We start from the raw sequence: 17231 nt of genomic DNA on the forward strand, positions 1-17231 counted from the left end.
CCATGGGCATGCAGATGGGCGGCGGCCGGGAGGCGTCGGGCGGGCGTCGTCGGCGGCGGCGCAGCCAGCCGATGAGCGAGATAAACGTCACGCCCTTCGTGGACGTGATGCTGGTGCTGCTGATCATCTTCATGGTCGCCGCACCGCTTCTGACCGTGGGCGTGCCGCTCGACCTGCCGGAGACGCAGGCCAAGCCGCTCGACGGCGTGAGCGAGCCGATTTCCGTCTCGGTCGCCGCCGATGGTCGCGTTTACATTCAGGAGACCGAGATCGATCCGGAGGAACTCATCGCCAAGCTCGAGGCCATCGCCAAGGGCGGCTACGAGGAGCGCATCTTCGTGCGCGGCGACGCGAACACCGACTACGGCACGATCATGAAGGTCATGGCCCGCATCAGCGCCGCCGGCTACAAGCGGCTGGCTCTGGTGACGCTCGAGGAGCAGCAGTAACGCCATGCGCGTCGGGCTCATCGCATCGACCGCCGGCCATCTGGCCGTGCTGCTTTGGGGGGTGATCTCGTTCCCCGGTGCGAAGCCGTTCGAGGTGCCGCCGGTGGACACGCTGCCGGTGGATCTCGTGCCGATCTCCGAAGTCACGCGCCTGCGCATCGGCGAGAAGACGGCCGAGGTGCGCGAGGTCGAGGCGACGAAACCGGCCGAAAAGCCGGCGGAAAAGCCGCAGCCGGCGGAAAAGCCCAAGGCGGCCAACGACGCGACGCCTGCGCCGTCCGCACCCGAGCCCCAGCCCACGCCGCAGCCGCCCGCCCCCAAGGAGCCCGCACCTGCGCCGAAGGAGGTGGCACCGGCCCCCAAGGAGCCCGCGCCGGCACCGCGCCAGGCGGAACCCGCACCGAAGGAACCGGCCCCAGCCCCCAAGGAGCCCGCGCCGAAGGAACCGGAGCCGGCTCCCAAGGACGAGCCCAAGCCGCAGACGACGCCCGAGCCGGCGGAGAAGAAGGCGGAAGCTCCACCGCCGCCGAACGTGCGCCCGCGCTCCAAGCCGACCCCGCCGCCGCAGCCGGCGCGGCAGGAAAAGCAATTCAATCCGAACGACATCGCGGCTCTTCTCAACAAGGTGGAGCCGTCGGGTGGCGGCGCGCCGAACCGCTCGGACACGCCTGCCTCGCTCGGCAGCCGCGAGGGCCTGAGCGGCGTTACCATGAGCCAGTCGGAACTCGACGCCCTGCGCGCGCAGATCCAGCAGTGCTGGAGCCCGCCCGTGGGCGCGGCCGGCGCCAATGACCTGACAGTCAAGCTCAAGGTGTCCTTCACGCCGGACGGCAACGTCGACCGGCGTCCGGAAGTCATGAACTCAAGCGGCAACCCCTCCTTCGGGATTGCCGCGGAAAGCGCGCGCCGGGCGGTGCTGCGCTGCGCTCCCTATTCCATGCCTTCGGCCAAATACGATGTATGGAAGGAAGTGATCATCAATTTCGACCCGCGCGACCTGCTTGGCGGCTAGGCGCGCGACGAGCGTGGCGCCGCGGATGCGGATGCGCACGAATGTGGGACAGACGGTGTTGCGATACCGCGATGCCGGAATGCAAGAGCACGAGTGAGGGAGCTCGACTTATGACGAGACAGGCAGCATTCGGCGCCCGCCGGGGCCTCGCGCGGCTCGCGGCCGTCGTCTTCGCCGCAGCCATCCTGACCGCGGGCCTTTTGCCCGCGCCGTCCGCGCAGGCCGTGGTGGAGATCGACATCACGCAGGGCAATATCGAACCCCTGCCGATTGCCATTCCCGCCTTTTCCGGCGGTGGCAAGGAAGACAAGCTGGCGGCCGAGATCAGTGGCGTCATCCAGGCGGACCTGGTGCGTTCGGGCCTTTTCAGGGCGATCGACCAGGCGAGCTTCATCGAGACCAACGTCAGCGTCAACGCGCCGCCGCAGTTCGCGTCCTGGCGTCCGATCGGTGCGCAGGCGCTGGTGGTGGGGGCGATCGACCGGCAGGCCGACGGGCGCATCCGCGCCGAGTTCCGGCTGTGGGACGTCTTCTCCGGTCAGCAGATGCTCGGCCAGCAGTTCTACACCAGCTCCGATAACTGGCGCCGCATGGCCCATATCATCGCCGATGCCGTCTATGAGCGGCTCACAGGCGAGAAGGGCTATTTCGATACCCGCATCGCCTTCATCGACGAGACCGGGCCGAAGGACAAGCGCGTCAAGCGGCTGGCGATCATGGACCAGGACGGCGCGAACGTGCGCTATCTGACCAACGGCAGCGATCTCGTGCTGACGCCGCGCTTCTCGCCGTCGCGCCAGGAAGTCACCTACATGGCCTATGCGGGTGCGGATCCGAAGGTCTATCTGCTCAACATCGAGACGGGCCAGCAGGAGGTTGTCGGCAATTTCCCGGGCATGACCTTCTCGCCGCGCTTCTCGCCGGACGGGCAGAAGGTGGCGATGAGCCTGCAGCAGGGCGGCAATGCCAACATCTTCGAGATGGACCTGCGTTCGCGCCGCACCACGCGGCTCACCAACACGCCGGCCATCGACACCAGTCCGTCGTTCTCGCCCGATGGCAAGCGGATCGTCTTCGAGTCCGACCGGGGCGGCTCGCAGCAGCTCTACGTGATGGACGGCAATGGCGGAAATCCGCAGCGCATCAGCTTCGGTCCGGGGCGCTATTCGACGCCGGTCTGGTCGCCGCGTGGCGATCTCATCGCCTTCACGAAGATGCATCAGGGCCGGTTCATGATCGGTGTCATGCGTCCCGACGGTTCGGGCGAGCGCGTCCTCACCGAAGGCTATCACAACGAGGGCCCGTCCTGGGCTCCGAACGGCCGCGTGCTGGTGTTCTTCCGCGACACGCCGGGGGCCAACGGTGGCCCGCAGCTCTGGACCGTCGATCTGACCGGTTATCACGAGCAGCGGGTGCCGACTCCGGCCTTCGCCTCGGATCCGGCCTGGTCGCCCTTGCTGGAATAGGCTGTGAGGTCTAGGCTTGGGCTCCCGCTCGGGCCTTGTCGTAAAGGGTTCGTTAACCACGTCGGTGAACGCGTGCTTAACCAGTTTCACTGTAGAACGGTTTACCCTGTCGGGGCGGTGGGGATCAGGAGTACGAGTTGATGATGACCTTTGGTATGCGGGGCCGCGGACTGCGTGCAGCCCTTATCGTTGCGGGCGCACTGGCATTGTCCGCCTGCGCGCAGACCAAGCCGGAAGGCCTGACCGGCAATGTTCAGCCGGGCACGGGTCAGGACTTCGTGGTGAATGTGGGCGACCGCGTCTACTTCACCAACGACCAGACCTCGCTGTCGTCGCAGGCGACGGCGACGCTGGACAAGCAGGCTCAGTGGCTTTCCAGCTATGGCCGCTACACCGTGACCATCGAGGGCCACGCCGACGAGCGCGGCACGCGCCAGTACAACATCGCGCTCGGCGCCCGCCGTGCCGATGCGGTGCGCAACTACCTCGTGGCGCGTGGCGTTTCGGCGAGCCGTATCAAGACGGTGTCCTACGGCAAGGAGCGGCCGGTGGCCGTGTGTAACGACGAGAGCTGCTGGTCCCAGAACCGGCGCGCCGTCACGGTCCTGAACAACGCCGGCAGCTAAACCGGTTCCGGCGCGCGCAACAGTTTCCACGGCCGGGGGCGCAAGCTCCCGGCCGTTTTGCATTTGTGCACCCTCCGGTGCAGGCTGGCCCGGCAAGCGGTGGCGCTTCCGCCAAAATTTGGCCGAAGTCGCGTCGCCCTGTGCTACGCGTTCGCCCAGGCTGCCCGTGGCGGCCGAACGGAGGAAAGCATGACGCAAGTGAGGTCCATCATGAATGCGCAGGCCCTGGGTCGCGTGCTTGTGGTGCTGGCTGCCCTCGGGCTGCTGCCGGCACCGGCGAGCGCACAGCTCTTCGGCTCCAGCTCGCGCGACGATGGCGAAACGGTGGTTCGTATCAATCAGGTCGAGGAGCAGATGCGCACCCTGACCGGGCAGGTGGAGGAACTGAGCTTCCAGATCCGCCAGCTTCAGGACCAGATTCGCCGAATGCAGGAAGATACCGAATACCGTCTGCAGCAGCTCGAGCAGGGCGGCGGCGGCAAGAAGCGCTCGGATGCCGGCGGCGGCGCGTCGTCGCAAAGCCTTGCCGGGCGCGACAGCTACGGACCGGCAAATGCCGGGACACTCGGCCAGTTGCGCACCGATAGCGCCGGTCAGCCGGTCGAGGGCCAGGGTTCGGGCGACGCGGAATTCGCCGAGGCCGGCACCTATCAGCAAGAGCAGGGCGGCCTTGGTGCCGGTCCGCTCGACCTGTCGGCGCTGGCGCGCGGCCAGTCCAGCGCGCCGTCCGGCGGCGCGGGCTACGATCCGGCGGTGCCGGGCTCCGGCGCGGCGGCGCCTCTGTCTTCTGGCGGTTCCGGCACGGAGGGCGCTTCCGGTTCGCACGAGCGCAAGCAGGTGTCGGCCCTGGAGGGCGGCCAGCCGCGCGACGATTACGATGGCGCCTATTCGATGATGATGGCGGGAGATTACGGCGGGGCCGAACAGGGCTTCCGGCGCTTCCTGTCGTCGCATCCCAACGATCCGCTGGCCGCCAACGCCCAGTTCTGGCTCGGCGAGAGCTATTTCGCGCGCAAGCAGTACCGCGACGCGGCGGATGCGTTCCTCAAGAGCTACACCGACTATCCCGACAGTTCCAAGGTCACCGACAGCCTGCTGAAGCTCGGCCTGTCGCTGAAGGGCATCGGCCAGAAGGATGCCGCCTGCGCCACCTTCTCCGAATTGCTGACCAAATATCCCGGTGCGCCGACATCGGTGCGGGCCGAGGCACAGTCCCAGAAGCAGGCCGGTGGCTGCCCTGCCTGACGACGGCCGGGCCGGACCTCTTGGCGACGACGAGGCGGATGCCGCCTTCGGCCTGTTCGCCGGCCATCGCCGTTTCGCACTGGCCGTTTCCGGCGGCCCCGACTCCCTTGCCCTTCTTCATCTCGTCGCCGGCTGGCGCGCCCGACAGGCGGAACCGCCCGACGTTCATGTGTTCACCCTCGATCACCGGCTGAGGCCCGCCTCCGAAGCCGAAAGCGGGCATGTGGCCGCGTTGTGCCGCGTCCGCGGGCTGCCCTGCCGCATTCTGCGGTGGGAGGGTGAAAAGCCCACGACCGGGCTTCAGGCAGCCGCCCGCGCCGCTCGCCAGCGGCTGCTGGGGCAGGCCGCCGCGCAGGCGCGGTGCAGCGCGCTCGTCCTTGCCCATCATCTCGACGATCAGGCCGAAACTTTCCTGCTCAGGGTCGCGCGCGGCAGCTCCCTGCACGGGCTCGCGGCCATGCGCGCCCACAGTGCCTGGCCACGCGGCGACCTGCCGGATCTTCCCGTCCTTCGCCCGCTGCTCGGCTTTGCCAAGGCGCGGCTGATCGCGACCTGTCGCGCCGCCGGTCTTGCCTATGCCGAGGACCCCTCGAACGACAACCCCTCCTATGCGCGGGCGCGGCTGCGCCGGGCGATGCCCGGCCTTGCCGAGGCCGGCGTCACCGCCGCCCGCCTGGCCAAGACGGCGGCGGTGCTCGCCCGCGCGGCGGCCGTGGTCGACGCACGGATCGACGCGGTTCTCGCCGACGCCTGCCGGCAGCATCCCGCCGGTCCGCTCCGGCTGTCCCTGGAGGCTCTATCGGACCTGCCCGAGGCGTTTCGGTTGCGGCTTTTGGAGCGGTTGCTGGGGATTATCGGGACGCGCGGCTATCCGCCGCGGCGCGAACGGCTCGAACGCTTCGCCGCCACCCTTCTGGCGGGCGAGGGGCGCGCCCAGGCGACGCTTTCAGGCGCTGTCGCGCGGCGGGAGGGGCGGTGGCTTTTCCTGTGGCGGGAGCCCGGTCGACAGGGCATCGCCGGTGCCCGCCATCAGGGGCCGGGGGCTTTTCTCTGGGATGGCCGCTTCCTGCTGGAGATCGCCGGAACGGCCGTTGTGGAGGTGTTGACGCTTGCCTGCTGGCGCAACTCGGGTGGAGCAAAAGAGGCGGAAAGGCTTGGCATTTTGCCCCCCGCGCTTCCGCGCGACTGGCCGGCGGCGGCATTCGCGGCGGCTCCCGTGCTGCGTCTGCGTGCAGCCGATGGAGGCGTTTTGGGGCTTCATTTCCCCGGGCTCGGGGCATCGGCTGGGGGGAAAGACCGGGGCGGCGGATACGTCGATCTGCGCCCCGCGCGATCCGTTCTCGCGGCGCCTGGCCGTGCATACGCGACGGAAGTCGCCGAAATGCCGCCGGAATTGGCGGATACTTAAGAAAATCGAGAGAGGTTTCACCTCATCCTCCTCCCTCACCTTGGCAGTTGGCCCGGGGCGACCTATCTTGCTCCTAGAGCACCCCAATCGCAGCGCACACCGCCGCATGGCCGCGGCGAAGGAACCGTAATGAACGCCCACTTCCGCAATTTTGCCCTCTGGGTCATCATCGGCCTCCTGCTGATCGCCCTGTTCCAGCTGTTTCAGCGACAGGATCAGCGCACGGTCGGCACCGACATTCCCTTCTCGCAGTTCCTGAACCAGGCAGAGCAGGGCGATGTCAGCGAGGTGACGATCCAGGGCCAGCTGATCACCGGCGAGTTCCGCAGTGGCGCGAGCTTCCAGTCCTACGCGCCCGAATCGGCCGGCGAATACGTCGAGCTGCTTCGCTCCAAGGGCGTGCGGATCAACGCCCGCCCGCCGTCCGAGAGCTTCTCGTTGCTTGGCGCCCTGATCTCCTGGTTCCCGATGCTGATCATTCTGGGAATCTGGATCTTCGTCATGCGGCAGATGCAGGGCGGCGCCGGCGGCAAGGCGATGGGCTTCGGCAAGTCCAAGGCGAAGCTGCTGACGGAGGCGCACGGCCGCGTCACCTTCGAGGACGTCGCCGGCATCGACGAGGCCAAGGAGGATCTCCAGGAGATCGTCGAATTCCTGCGCGATCCGCAGAAGTTCCAGCGCCTCGGCGGTCGCATTCCGCGCGGCGTGCTGCTGGTCGGCCCTCCGGGCACCGGCAAGACGCTGACCGCGCGCGCCGTCGCTGGCGAGGCCAATGTTCCCTTCTTCACGATCTCCGGTTCGGACTTCGTCGAGATGTTCGTCGGCGTCGGTGCCAGCCGCGTGCGCGATATGTTCGAGCAGGCCAAGAAGAACGCACCCTGCATCATCTTCATCGATGAGATCGACGCGGTCGGCCGTCATCGCGGTGCCGGCCTCGGCGGCGGCAATGATGAGCGCGAGCAGACGCTGAACCAGCTCCTCGTCGAGATGGACGGCTTCGAGCCGAACGAAGGCGTGATCATCATCGCCGCGACCAACCGTCCTGACGTGCTCGATCCCGCGCTGTTGCGTCCGGGCCGTTTCGACCGCCAGATCGTCGTGCCGAACCCCGATGTGACGGGCCGCGAAAAGATCCTCAAGGTGCACATGCGAAAGGTGCCGCTGGCGCCGGACGTCAACGTGCGCACGCTGGCGCGCGGAACCCCGGGCTTCTCGGGTGCGGACCTGATGAACCTCGTCAACGAGGCGGCGCTTCTTGCCGCCCGGCGCGGCAAGCGCCTCGTTACCATGGCCGAGTTCGAGGACGCCAAGGACAAGGTGATGATGGGCGCCGAGCGCCGCACCCTGGTCATGACCGAGGAAGAGAAGAAGCTCACCGCCTATCATGAGGCCGGCCACGCGCTCGTCGCGCTGCACATGCCCGCTTCCGATCCGATCCACAAGGCGACGATCATTCCGCGCGGCCGCGCGCTCGGCATGGTCATGCGCCTGCCGGAGAAGGACCAGGTGTCTCTTACCCGCGCCAAGTGCAAGGCCGACCTTGCGGTGGCCATGGGCGGGCGCGTCGCCGAGGAGATGATCTTCGGCTACGAGAAGGTGACTTCGGGCGCCTCGGGCGACATCCAGATGGCGACCAAACTGGCGCGCGCAATGGCGACCCAGTTCGGCATGTCCGACAAGCTCGGGCCGCTGCTTTACGGCGAGAATCAGGAAGAGGTGTTCCTCGGCCATTCGGTTGCCAAGAACCAGCACGTCTCCGAGGACACCCAGCGTGTCGTCGACACGGAGATCAAGGCCTTCGTCAATCAGGGCTATGAGACCGCCAAGCGCGTGCTCGGCGAGCATGAGGACCAGTTGCATCTGATCGCCAACGGCCTGCTTGAGTACGAGACGCTGTCGGGCGACGAGATCAAGGGCCTGCTCGATGGCAAGCCGCCGGTGCGCGAGACCGACGATGACCAGCCGGCGACTCGCGTCTCCGCGGTGCCGAAGACCGGTGCCAAGCGCAAGGGGGAGGGCGATGCCCCGACCGGTGGCATGGAGCCTCAGCCCCAGGGCTGAGACACCCATCGCACCACGCGACTTCTGCAAAGGCCCGGTGGAAACGCCGGGCCTTTGTTACTTTTGAAAACAAAATTTGAACCTCTTTCACCGAGCTTGGTGATACATCAAAGGGGCGCGGCGGCATTGGCGCCGCACTGCCCGCAGCGGCGGTTTGACCGTGCGGCGCATCTCCTGCGCCCGCGGAGTGGCCTTTCGCGGGAAAGGCGCCCCGGACTGAATGCGCCCGCGACGACGCGGGCCCCGGATCGAACGGACATGTCATGACACGCAAGTATTTCGGAACCGACGGCATTCGCGGCACGGCCAATCGCGCGCCGATGACGCCGGACATCGCCCTCAAGGTGGGCATGGCCGCGGGGTTGTCGTTCCGCAACGGCGCCCATCGGCACCGTGTGGTGATCGGCAAGGACACGCGCCTGTCGGGCTACATGATCGAGAACGCGCTTGTCGCCGGCTTCACCGCCGTCGGGCTCGACGTGCTGCTGCTTGGCCCGATGCCGACGCCGGCCGTCGCCATGCTGACCCGCTCGGTCCGGGCCGACCTCGGCGTGATGATCTCCGCATCCCACAATCCCTATCAGGACAATGGCATCAAGTTCTTCGGGCCGGACGGCTACAAGCTGTCCGACGACGCCGAGCGGGAGATCGAGGCGCTGATCGATCAGGATCTTTCGGGCAAGCTGGCGACGCCGGAGCAGCTTGGCCGGGCCAAGCGCATCGACGGCATGCGCGATCGCTATATCGAATTCGCCAAGCGCACGCTGCCGCGCGAGCTGAGCCTCGCGGGCTTGAGGATCGTCGTCGACTGCGCCAATGGCGCCGCCTACAAGGTCGCCCCGGAGGTGCTGTGGGAACTCGGCGCGGAGGTCATCCCGATCGGCGTCGATCCGAACGGCTACAACATCAACCTCGATTGCGGGTCGACCGACACGGACGCGCTGTGCCGCAAGGTGCATGAAGTGCGCGCCGACATCGGCATCGCCCTCGACGGCGACGCCGACAGGGTGATCATCGTCGACGAAAACGGCCAGGTGGTCGACGGGGACCAGCTCATGGCCGTGGTTGCCCAGTCCTGGCACGAGGACGGACGGCTCGCGGCCTCGGGCATCGTCGCCACGGTGATGTCCAACCTCGGCCTGGAGCGCTATCTCGGAGGCCTCGGCCTGTCGCTTGCCCGCACCAAGGTGGGCGACCGCTATGTGGTCGAGCACATGCGCCAGCACGGCTACAATGTCGGCGGCGAGCAGTCGGGCCATATCGTCCTGTCCGACTTCGCCACCACGGGCGACGGTCTTGTCGCCGCCCTTCAGGTTCTGGCCTGCGTCGGCAAGCTCGGCCGGCCCGTTTCAGAGGTCTGCCGTCGCTTCGATCCGGTGCCGCAGATCCTGCGCAACGTGCGCTATTCCGGATCGCGCCCGCTGGACGACCCGGCGGTGAAGGCGGCGATCGAGGATGGCGAGAAGACCCTCGGCACGTCCGGCCGTCTGGTCATTCGCCCTTCCGGCACCGAGCCGCTGATCCGCGTCATGGGCGAGGGCGACGACGCCGGCGTCGTCCGGGATGTCGTCGGCCGCATTGTCGATGCCGTGACCCGCGCCGCCGCCTGAGCAGCCCGGCTGCCGGCTTCAACAGACCGGCCGCTCAGGCGGCCGGTTTCGCGGCAATTCTTAAAAGCCTCTTAAAGTCTTGTGGACCTGTTGCGTTTCGCTGCAGGGAAAGCTGCGATCTTTACCTTGTATTAACGTAAAAGGACGCGGTTAATTTTTACGGTTAAGTTGGCCTTAAGCATTTTCCCGCAAAACTGCATTGTGTTTCACGTAGGCGGCCGGCGCGAGTAGTTGGGATCGGACGCATTCAACGAGGACCGAGACATGAGCAGCCATTTTTTCAAGTTGTCCCTGGCTGGCGTCGCGATGATCGTCTCGTCAGCCGTCCACGCAGCGGACATGCCGATTCCGGTGATCGAGCACGTCCCGCAGGTGCCTGTCGTCGAAGGCGGCTGGTATTTGCGCGGTGACATTGGTTACAAGATCTACCAGGCCCCCAGCGTTTCCTATGGCGCACTGGACTTCAGCAACGAGAAGCTGAACAACACCGGCATGATTGGCGCCGGTGTCGGTTATCGCTTCTCCGACTATCTGCGCAGCGATGTGACGCTGGACTACGAGTTCCCGGCGAAGTTCCGCGGTCATGCCCCTTGCGCCACCTGCGGCGTCGGCGGCACGTCCGGCTTTTCTTCGGAGACCGCCAAGATCGACGTGCTGACCATGCTGGTCAACGGCTATGTCGACATCGGCACCTGGGCGGGCTTCACGCCCTATCTCGGCGCCGGCGTCGGTGTGTCGCGCGTGTCGACCTCGAGCATCAAGTATTCCAATCCGGACGGCACCAGCGGCCGCTATCCGGGCGACAGCACCTGGAACTTCTCCTGGGCGCTGATGGCCGGCGGCTCCTACGCGATCGACCAGAACTGGGCGATCGATGCCGGCTATCGTTACCTGAACATCGGCGACGCCTACTCGAAGAGCTTCAGCACCGGCGGCGTCAACCCGTCGCGCAAGATCGCCTACAAGGATCTTCAGGCCCACGAGTTCCGCGTCGGCGTGCGCTACACGTTCGACTCGACGCCGGCCTATATTCCCGACACCGTCGTCGCGCGGTACTGATCCGCACAGCAACGAAACAAAAGGCCGGGCCTCACGCCCGGCCTTTTTTGTGTTGAAGACGGAAAACCTTGCGGCAGCGCGATCAATGCTCGCCGCCCCACAGTGTTCCGCTACCGCTGCCGCCCCAAGTTCACGCCAGCATGCGCGGGCGGCGGATGGGGCTGTCTCACCGCGCTGGCTCGACCGCGCCAGCCGAATGACCACAGTCGCACGGGCCACCGACGCCGGAGCGCCGTGCGATCGCGGATCCGCATCGGCTGCAAGGACGCCGGACACTGGACGCGAGGCTTCTCAGATCGTGGAAGCAGATCGGGCAGCGATATCCGGCAGCGCGCGGCAACAGCGCCGCGCAGGAAGGGCATTTTCGAGGAAGGTAACGGCTCATGACATCCACTCGTCACGGGAACAGAACAGCGCCGGAGCGCTCGGCCTCAGGGTCCCGGAAGGGTGGTCATGGCCTTGTCAGCGCATCGACTGTTTCCTTCCGGGTCGGGCATGGGCTTCGGTGTGCCTCTTGAATGTCGGCATCATTCAGGCCCCGGGCCTTTCGCCGGTGTCGCCGGGAGCCACATCCAGAACCGTCAGAACGCGCCGCTCGCCGTCTCTCGTGTCCCAGTGAAGGGAAGCCCCCACGGCAAGGCCGATCAGGGCAACGCCGATCGGCGTCAGTACGGAAATGCGGCCGCACGAAATGTCGGCGTCTCCCGGCCAGACGGGTGTCACGGTCTTCTGCTGTCCGGTGCTTTCGTCGCGGTAGGTGACCGAACGGCCGATGGCCACCACGTTGGGCGGGACCTTGGCGGCCGGAACGACGCGGGCGCGGTCAAGCTCACTCAAGAGCCGCTCGCCGAGGTCGGGATTGCGTTCCGCCGCCGCTTCCGCGAGAGCCTCGAGCTTGGAGACGCAATCCGCGCCGATGACGATCTTGGGAGGCCTGGAGGCCTTTCGTGGGGAGGCATGTTGGTTCTGCATTGGATACTCCATGGGGCGCGCTGAATGCGCGAAGAGATGCGTTGTGGCCGATGCCGTCGGCGACGGCGGCTATGGGAAAAAGGGTGGATCAGTCAGTAAGCGAGCGCGGAAAACCGGCCCCGGATCGGGGCGCGCGCGGAACCTGCGGTGAACGCCGCAGTCAGCTTTGATGAAGCTGAGCTAAGGGCGTAGGGACAGACAGGAAGAAAGCCCGCCGGCTACATTCGAAGGTCAGCATGCCTTTGGCATCTGACGATCGAAACCGGGCCTGGAATGTTCCACGTCATTCCGGAGCAATCGGGAATGTCGGGCCGCGTCGCAGGTTGGTGATTTTTGTTGCAGACATCAATTGTCTCCCGAGGTCCTGAGGACCAGGCCGTACTCTTAGAAAATCAGGCACCCGGGATGGCAGAAGCAAAAAGTTATCCGTAACCAGCCCGGGGCACCGGGCGGTTCAGAAGTAAATTCCCAAAAATATACGACAAGCTATACATCCTTCGGAACATAGGCATTTGCGAAGTGTTGTCAATGGACCTGAAGCGGGGCCGGCAGACGGTTCCGTCGCGTCTCCATGGGGAGATGACATGGTCGCGATGCGTCCCGCTGGCAAAAGGCTGTGGAGGTGATCGGCGGCAGTACCTGTATGCGCCCCTTCCCGAGAGGCACGGGTGCCTGTTTCAATCACATGCCGACATGCTCTTTTTGATGGTCTCGAGGTGCGCCGTCATCAGGAGCGCGGCCTGGTCCGGGTCACGATCTTCGATCGCGTCCACGATCCGCTCATGCTGATCGCTGTGAGTTGTCAGGAACGCGAGCGTGCCAATTCTCTGATAGGTTCTTTCCCAGTGTCTCTGCCAGGCGACGCGGCGGCGGACGCCGGAAAGGTAGATCAGAAAGCCGGACAGGATCGGGTTGCCGGTAATCTGCGCGAGAGACCGGTGGAACATGTCGTCCGACTGTTCGCATGCGGCGCGGTCTTGTGCGCAACGGCCGATCCTGATCCTCTCGCGGAGCAACGCCACGTCGCCGGCATCGGCGTGGCGGGCCGCCTCGGCGGCCACCATCGGCTCCAGCAGCATGCGCGCGCGCATCACGTCGGGAGGCGTCGCCCCCTCGATCAGCAATGTGTCGCGTATCGGGAGACCACGGGGGCGCGTGCCCCGAAAGGTGCCCTGGCCGACGTGGCGCCAGATCTTGCCCTCGCTCTCCAGGATGGCCAGGTGCTTCCTCAAGGTTTGCCGGCTGCAACCAAGCCGGCGCGCCAGATCGCGCTCGGCGGGCAGCCGGTCGCCGATTTCCAGCTCTATCAATACCTTGGCGAGTTCGCTGTTCAGTTCGATCAGGGGGCACCTCGATGTCGCCGTCGTCTCTACGAACCAATTTGCAGACCAATATGAAAAGGTGCAAGGCCTCGCGCATGTGATGACAGGGCAGAGCCGAGCATGACCGAAATTCTCTTGCTGTTGATCGCCGGCGGCGCCGCCGGTTTTCTCAATGCCGTCGCCGGTGGCGGGACCTTTCTTAGCTTGCCCGCGCTGATCTATGTCGGGGTGCCGCCCATCAGCGCAAACGCGACGTCCACGTTCATTGCCTTGCCTGGATATCTGAGCAGTGCCTGGGGCTTTCGCCATGACATGCGGGCGGAAGGTTCACTGGGGCTGAAGGCCGTCATCGCGACAGCCGCCGCTGGCGGCATCATCGGCGCGTTGCTGCTGATCATGACGCCCGGGGAGGCCTTTCTATGGATCATTCCGTGGCTGCTGCTGCTGGCAACCGCATTGTTCGCCGGCGGGCCATTCCTGCTGAAGATGCTGCGCCAGCGTGCCAAGGGGGATGCCGGGCCGCTTGTTTCCGCCGCCGCCATATTCGCGATTTCGGTCTATGGCGGCTATTTCAATGGCGGTCTGGGGATCATCCTGCTTGCGACTTTCGGGCTGCTCGGACACGTGAACCTGCACGGCATGAACGGCTTGAAAAACGTGCTGTCCGCCGTGCTGTCGTTCATTTCGAGCCTGGCATTCGTCGGCGCGGGGCTGATCGCCTGGGAGCAGGCATTCGTCATGGCGGTGAGTGCGACCCTGGGCGGCTACGCCGGAGCGCGCCTCAGCCGGAAAATCGTGCGCACCGATCTGTTGCGCGGGTTCGTGACCCTCGTCGGGGCAGCCATGACGCTTGCGTTCTTCCTGCTGTGATCGAGGGGAGGGTGCGCTGCTCCTGACCGCCCCGTCGGGCGGAATTGTTTGAAAGTGTTATTTTCCAATATCTTGATCCGATGACGCGGGCCCTGCGCGCCTGATGACGTGCGTTGGGATTTTTCTCTTCCGGGTGCCCTGCCAGGGCCGGCCGGCTCTCGCAGGCCTATTTGTCGCCGCCAGCTGCTGCGGTTTTTCCGCCCGTTGACGACGCGGACTCCCGCTGGCCCGAGGTGGTCGCCCTGCTCCTCATTCCGGGTGCGGGAAGAGCTGCGGCTGCCCCGAGCCTCGCGGCGCATCGCTCCTGGCGAAAAGCAACATCACGACAGGCGAATTCCGCAGAAATCCGGGATTTTGAACGCGGCTGCGCCGTGCCCGATGTGCGGCGCACAACAAGATTTTCTTGACTGTATTGTTCCAGTGCATGAAAAAAAGTTCATGATAGTGAAACAGGTAGAAAATCTCCTCGCCATTCTGGACCTTTTCGCGAAGGTCCGTCGGCCGCGCACGCTGTCCCAGATCAGCGAGGCCCTCGGCTTGCCCAAGTCGTCGACCTTCAACCTGCTGGAGACCCTGGAAGCGCGGGGGTTCATTTACGAGATGCGGGCCTGGGGCGGTTACTACCCGACCCGGCGGCTGCTGGCTTTGGCGCAGGAGATCGCTCGCAACGATCCCTTTGCGGACCGTCTGCGGCCGATCCTTGAGCAGCTGCAGGAGCAGACGGGCGAGACGGTGCTTCTGGGGCATCGGGTGGATGGCGAGGTCGTCTACCTGGAGGTCATCGAATGCCAGCACCCGGTTCGCTACTTTGCGCAGGTCGGTGATCGGCGGCCGGTGCAGGTGACCTCCGGCGGCAAGGCGATCCTGAGCTGCTACGGCGCCGAGGAGCGTGCCGAGTTCTTCTCCAAGCTGATGTTCGAGAGATATCGCGACGCCACGTTGCCGGATGCCGCCGCGGTCGAGGCGGATATTCAGGACTCCATGGCCCGCGGCTGGTTCGAGAACCTCTCCGAGTTCACTCCGGACGTCCTTGGTGTCGGCATGCCGGTCGAGCTGCACGGCGAGCGGCTGGCGATCTCCGTGGCAGGCCCGAATTATCGCCTGCTCGAGAAGAGGGCGGAGCTTGCCGCCCGGATCGGCGAAGCGATCGTGCAGATCAAGGACCTGTTCGAAAACCACTCCGCATCGGGCAAGGCCGCCGAAGCCAGGACGCCCACCAACAAGGTGAAAGCGAAATGATCCGACGTGTCTCGCTCGCACTCGCGCGCTACGAGGCGATGCTCCTTGCGCTCGGGGCCGTCTGCCTCTTCAGCATGATGGTGCTGGTCTTCGTTGATGTGACGATGCGCTATCTCTTCAACAGCCCGCTCGGATTTTCCTACGACCTGATCTCGCTTTACCTCATGGTCGGCGTCTTCTTCTTTTCCCTGTCCGACACTCTGCGCCATGACGAGCACGTGCGGGTCGACATCCTGTACCTGCGCTTCCGTCCGGCCACGCGCGCCCTGGCGGACCGCGTCAGCTACGGCGCGAGCGGATTGTTTTTTGCCGCCATGTTGTGGACCGGCCTCGTGCGCGCCATCGACAGCACCGCCAAGGGCGAGGTGATGGCCACCATCGTGCCCTGGCCGGTCTGGGTCGCGTACTGGATCGTACCGCTTGGCACTGCCCCCATCGTCCTTCTGTGCCTGCTGCGCTTCATCCGGCCGCCCCAGGAGGACTAGCTCCCGCCTGGTCTGCCTTTCTCACCTGGCTGGTTGCCAGCCGCTTGGCCGGGGCGTTGGCAGTGTGCGCCGCCCTCCCACAAGACACATAACAAATTCCAAGGGAACGCCATGACGCCGCTGCTGATTATAGGTCTGCTGTTCGTCCTTCTTGCCATTGGAACGCCGGTGGGCTTTGCCCTGGCCATCTCCGGTGTCGCGGGCCTGTTCTCCCTGGCCGGCATTGCGGCGACCATCGGCGTCATCGAGACAACCCCGTTTTCGGTGGCCAATTCCTATGAGCTCATCACCATTCCCATGTTCATCCTCATGGCCGAGCTGGTCGTGGCGAGCGGTATCGCAGATGGCCTGTTTCATGCCATGAGCGTCTGGATCGGTCGGGTGCGGGGCGGTCTTGCGGTTGCGACCGCCCTTGCGGGAGCCGGCTTCGGAGCCATCTCCGGATCAAGCACGGCCTCGGCGGCCGCGCTCTCCGCCACCTCCATCCCGGCCATGATGAAAGCGGGCTATGAGCCGCGTTTCTCCTGTGGCGTGGTGGCGGTCTCCGGCACGCTTGCCATGCTCATCCCGCCCTCCATTGCGCTGGTGCTCTACGGGCTGATCGCCGAGGTTTCCATTGCCGATCTGCTTATCGGCGGTGTCATTCCCGGCATCCTCGTCACCCTGGCCATCGTGGCGACCGTCTATGTGCTGCTGTGGCGCGATCCCAAGCTCGCGCCGGAAACCCGCTCATACTCCCTGCAGGAGAAGCTCGCCGCCCTGCGCGAGGTGGGGCCCATGCTGGCGCTGCTCTTCCTGGTGACGGGCGTCATCTATCTCGGCGTCGCGACCCCCACCGAAGCGGCTGCGTTGGGTGCGTTCGGCGCGCTCGTCCTCACCGGGGCGGTTGGCAAACTCTCCTTCAAGATGTTGCAAAGGGTGCTTGCGCGCTCGGCTCGCGCGACCTGCATGATCCTGATGATCGTCATCGGCGCACACATCTTCGGCTTCTATCTCACGCTCAGCCAGGTCACCCAGAACACGGTCGGCTTCCTCACGGGGCTCGATACGTCCCCTTACGTGATCATGGCGTTGATCGTGGTCGTTTACATCCTCCTGGGCTGCTTCATGGACCAGCTGGCCATCCTGATCCTGACGGTTCCCATCGCGGTGCCGGCCATCACGGCGCTGGGATTCGATCCGGTGTGGTTCGGCGTGGTGGTGGTCGTCACCGCGGAGGTGGGGATGATCACGCCGCCACTGGGTCTCAACGTCTTCGTGGTCGCGCGCTATAGCGGCCGGCCTCTCGAAGAGATCTTCGCCGGCATCGCCCCCCATGTTGTCGCCCATCTCGTCGTCATCGCCGCGCTGATCGCGTGGCCGAGCCTGGTGCTCTGGCTCCCGAGCACAATGAACTGAACATGAAGG

General features: G+C 65.6%; 15 protein-coding genes. 13 read left to right on the plus strand and 2 right to left on the minus strand.

Annotated elements, in window-relative coordinates; genetic code table 11:
* Positions 1–2 precede the first annotated feature (2 nt).
* The 9 genes from tolR (at position 3) to ACSLUQ_RS18525 (ending at position 10936) form a co-directional block, all read left to right on the plus strand.
* A complete protein-coding gene (gene tolR / locus ACSLUQ_RS18485) occupies positions 3–449 on the plus strand; it encodes a protein TolR (RefSeq protein WP_417773016.1) in 447 nt (148 codons plus the stop codon).
* A gap of 4 nt (positions 450–453) precedes the next feature.
* Positions 454–1461, plus strand: coding sequence for a cell envelope integrity protein TolA (tolA, locus tag ACSLUQ_RS18490; protein WP_417773017.1), 1008 nt, complete (start codon positions 454–456; stop codon positions 1459–1461).
* A gap of 110 nt (positions 1462–1571) precedes the next feature.
* A complete protein-coding gene (tolB, locus tag ACSLUQ_RS18495; protein ID WP_417773018.1) occupies positions 1572–2927 on the plus strand; it encodes a Tol-Pal system beta propeller repeat protein TolB in 1356 nt (451 codons plus the stop codon).
* 155 nt (positions 2928–3082) lie between these two features.
* Positions 3083–3553 carry a peptidoglycan-associated lipoprotein Pal gene (gene pal, locus ACSLUQ_RS18500; RefSeq protein ID WP_417773130.1) on the plus strand — a complete coding sequence of 157 codons (471 nt, stop codon included), beginning with the start codon at positions 3083–3085 and terminating at the stop codon, positions 3551–3553.
* A gap of 189 nt (positions 3554–3742) precedes the next feature.
* Positions 3743–4798, plus strand: a complete 1056-nt coding sequence (ybgF, locus tag ACSLUQ_RS18505) for a tol-pal system protein YbgF (RefSeq protein ID WP_461809346.1) — start codon at positions 3743–3745, stop codon at positions 4796–4798.
* On the plus strand, positions 4782–6206 hold the full coding sequence (tilS, locus tag ACSLUQ_RS18510) for a tRNA lysidine(34) synthetase TilS (RefSeq protein ID WP_461809347.1): 1425 nt from the start codon (positions 4782–4784) through the stop codon (positions 6204–6206). Before ybgF ends, tilS begins: the two co-directional genes overlap by 17 nt.
* Before the next feature lie 129 nt (positions 6207–6335).
* Positions 6336–8267 (plus strand): ATP-dependent zinc metalloprotease FtsH, encoded by a 1932-nt coding sequence (gene ftsH / locus ACSLUQ_RS18515; protein WP_417773021.1) that lies wholly within the window; start codon positions 6336–6338, stop codon positions 8265–8267.
* A gap of 263 nt (positions 8268–8530) precedes the next feature.
* On the plus strand, positions 8531–9877 hold the full coding sequence (gene glmM, locus ACSLUQ_RS18520; protein ID WP_461809348.1) for a phosphoglucosamine mutase: 1347 nt from the start codon (positions 8531–8533) through the stop codon (positions 9875–9877).
* Positions 9878–10141: 264 nt separating this feature from the next.
* The gene (locus tag ACSLUQ_RS18525; protein ID WP_417773023.1) at positions 10142–10936 is read left to right on the plus strand and encodes an outer membrane protein; all 795 of its coding nucleotides are present in this window, start codon (positions 10142–10144) and stop codon (positions 10934–10936) included.
* Between the two features lie 531 nt (positions 10937–11467).
* On the opposite strand, the gene rnk is transcribed toward ACSLUQ_RS18525, so the two are convergent.
* The gene (gene rnk / locus ACSLUQ_RS18530) at positions 11468–11908 is read right to left on the minus strand and encodes a nucleoside diphosphate kinase regulator (protein WP_417773024.1); all 441 of its coding nucleotides are present in this window, start codon (positions 11906–11908) and stop codon (positions 11468–11470) included.
* A 677-nt stretch (positions 11909–12585) separates the two neighbouring features.
* Positions 12586–13218 (minus strand): FadR/GntR family transcriptional regulator, encoded by a 633-nt coding sequence (locus ACSLUQ_RS18535; RefSeq protein WP_461809349.1) that lies wholly within the window; start codon positions 13216–13218, stop codon positions 12586–12588.
* A 132-nt stretch (positions 13219–13350) separates the two neighbouring features.
* Between ACSLUQ_RS18535 and ACSLUQ_RS18540 the strand changes: the two genes are divergently transcribed.
* From ACSLUQ_RS18540 to ACSLUQ_RS18555, 4 genes are all read left to right on the plus strand, one after another.
* Positions 13351–14100, plus strand: a complete 750-nt coding sequence (locus ACSLUQ_RS18540) for a sulfite exporter TauE/SafE family protein (protein WP_417773025.1) — start codon at positions 13351–13353, stop codon at positions 14098–14100.
* Positions 14101–14358: 258 nt separating this feature from the next.
* Positions 14359–15339, plus strand: coding sequence for an IclR family transcriptional regulator (locus ACSLUQ_RS18545; protein WP_461809350.1), 981 nt, complete (start codon positions 14359–14361; stop codon positions 15337–15339).
* Complete coding sequence (locus ACSLUQ_RS18550; RefSeq protein ID WP_461809351.1) at positions 15336–15824, plus strand: TRAP transporter small permease subunit; 489 nt, start codon at positions 15336–15338, stop codon at positions 15822–15824. The genes ACSLUQ_RS18545 and ACSLUQ_RS18550 overlap by 4 nt, the downstream gene beginning before the upstream one ends.
* Positions 15825–15935: 111 nt before the next feature.
* Entirely contained in the window at positions 15936–17222 is a 1287-nt protein-coding gene (locus ACSLUQ_RS18555; RefSeq protein WP_417773028.1) for a TRAP transporter large permease, read from the plus strand.
* Positions 17223–17231 lie beyond the last annotated feature (9 nt).

It is taken from the genome of Stappia sp. ICDLI1TA098 (assembly GCF_054880955.1).

Bases quoted from the DNA above. Each gene is read 5' to 3' on its own strand.
- tolR (WP_417773016.1), top strand. From the start codon at position 3: ATGGGCATGCAGATGGGCGGCGGCCGGGAGGCGTCGGGCGGGCGTCGT.
- tolA (WP_417773017.1), top strand. From the start codon at position 454: ATGCGCGTCGGGCTCATCGCATCGACCGCCGGCCATCTGGCCGTGCTG.
- tolB (WP_417773018.1), top strand. From the start codon at position 1,572: ATGACGAGACAGGCAGCATTCGGCGCCCGCCGGGGCCTCGCGCGGCTC.
- pal (WP_417773130.1), top strand. From the start codon at position 3,083: ATGCGGGGCCGCGGACTGCGTGCAGCCCTTATCGTTGCGGGCGCACTG.
- ybgF (WP_461809346.1), top strand. From the start codon at position 3,743: ATGACGCAAGTGAGGTCCATCATGAATGCGCAGGCCCTGGGTCGCGTG.
- ftsH (WP_417773021.1), top strand. From the start codon at position 6,336: ATGAACGCCCACTTCCGCAATTTTGCCCTCTGGGTCATCATCGGCCTC.
- glmM (WP_461809348.1), top strand. From the start codon at position 8,531: ATGACACGCAAGTATTTCGGAACCGACGGCATTCGCGGCACGGCCAAT.
- ACSLUQ_RS18525 (WP_417773023.1), top strand. From the start codon at position 10,142: ATGAGCAGCCATTTTTTCAAGTTGTCCCTGGCTGGCGTCGCGATGATC.
- rnk (WP_417773024.1), bottom strand. From the start codon at position 11,908: ATGCAGAACCAACATGCCTCCCCACGAAAGGCCTCCAGGCCTCCCAAG.
- ACSLUQ_RS18540 (WP_417773025.1), top strand. From the start codon at position 13,351: ATGACCGAAATTCTCTTGCTGTTGATCGCCGGCGGCGCCGCCGGTTTT.
- ACSLUQ_RS18550 (WP_461809351.1), top strand. From the start codon at position 15,336: ATGATCCGACGTGTCTCGCTCGCACTCGCGCGCTACGAGGCGATGCTC.
- ACSLUQ_RS18555 (WP_417773028.1), top strand. From the start codon at position 15,936: ATGACGCCGCTGCTGATTATAGGTCTGCTGTTCGTCCTTCTTGCCATT.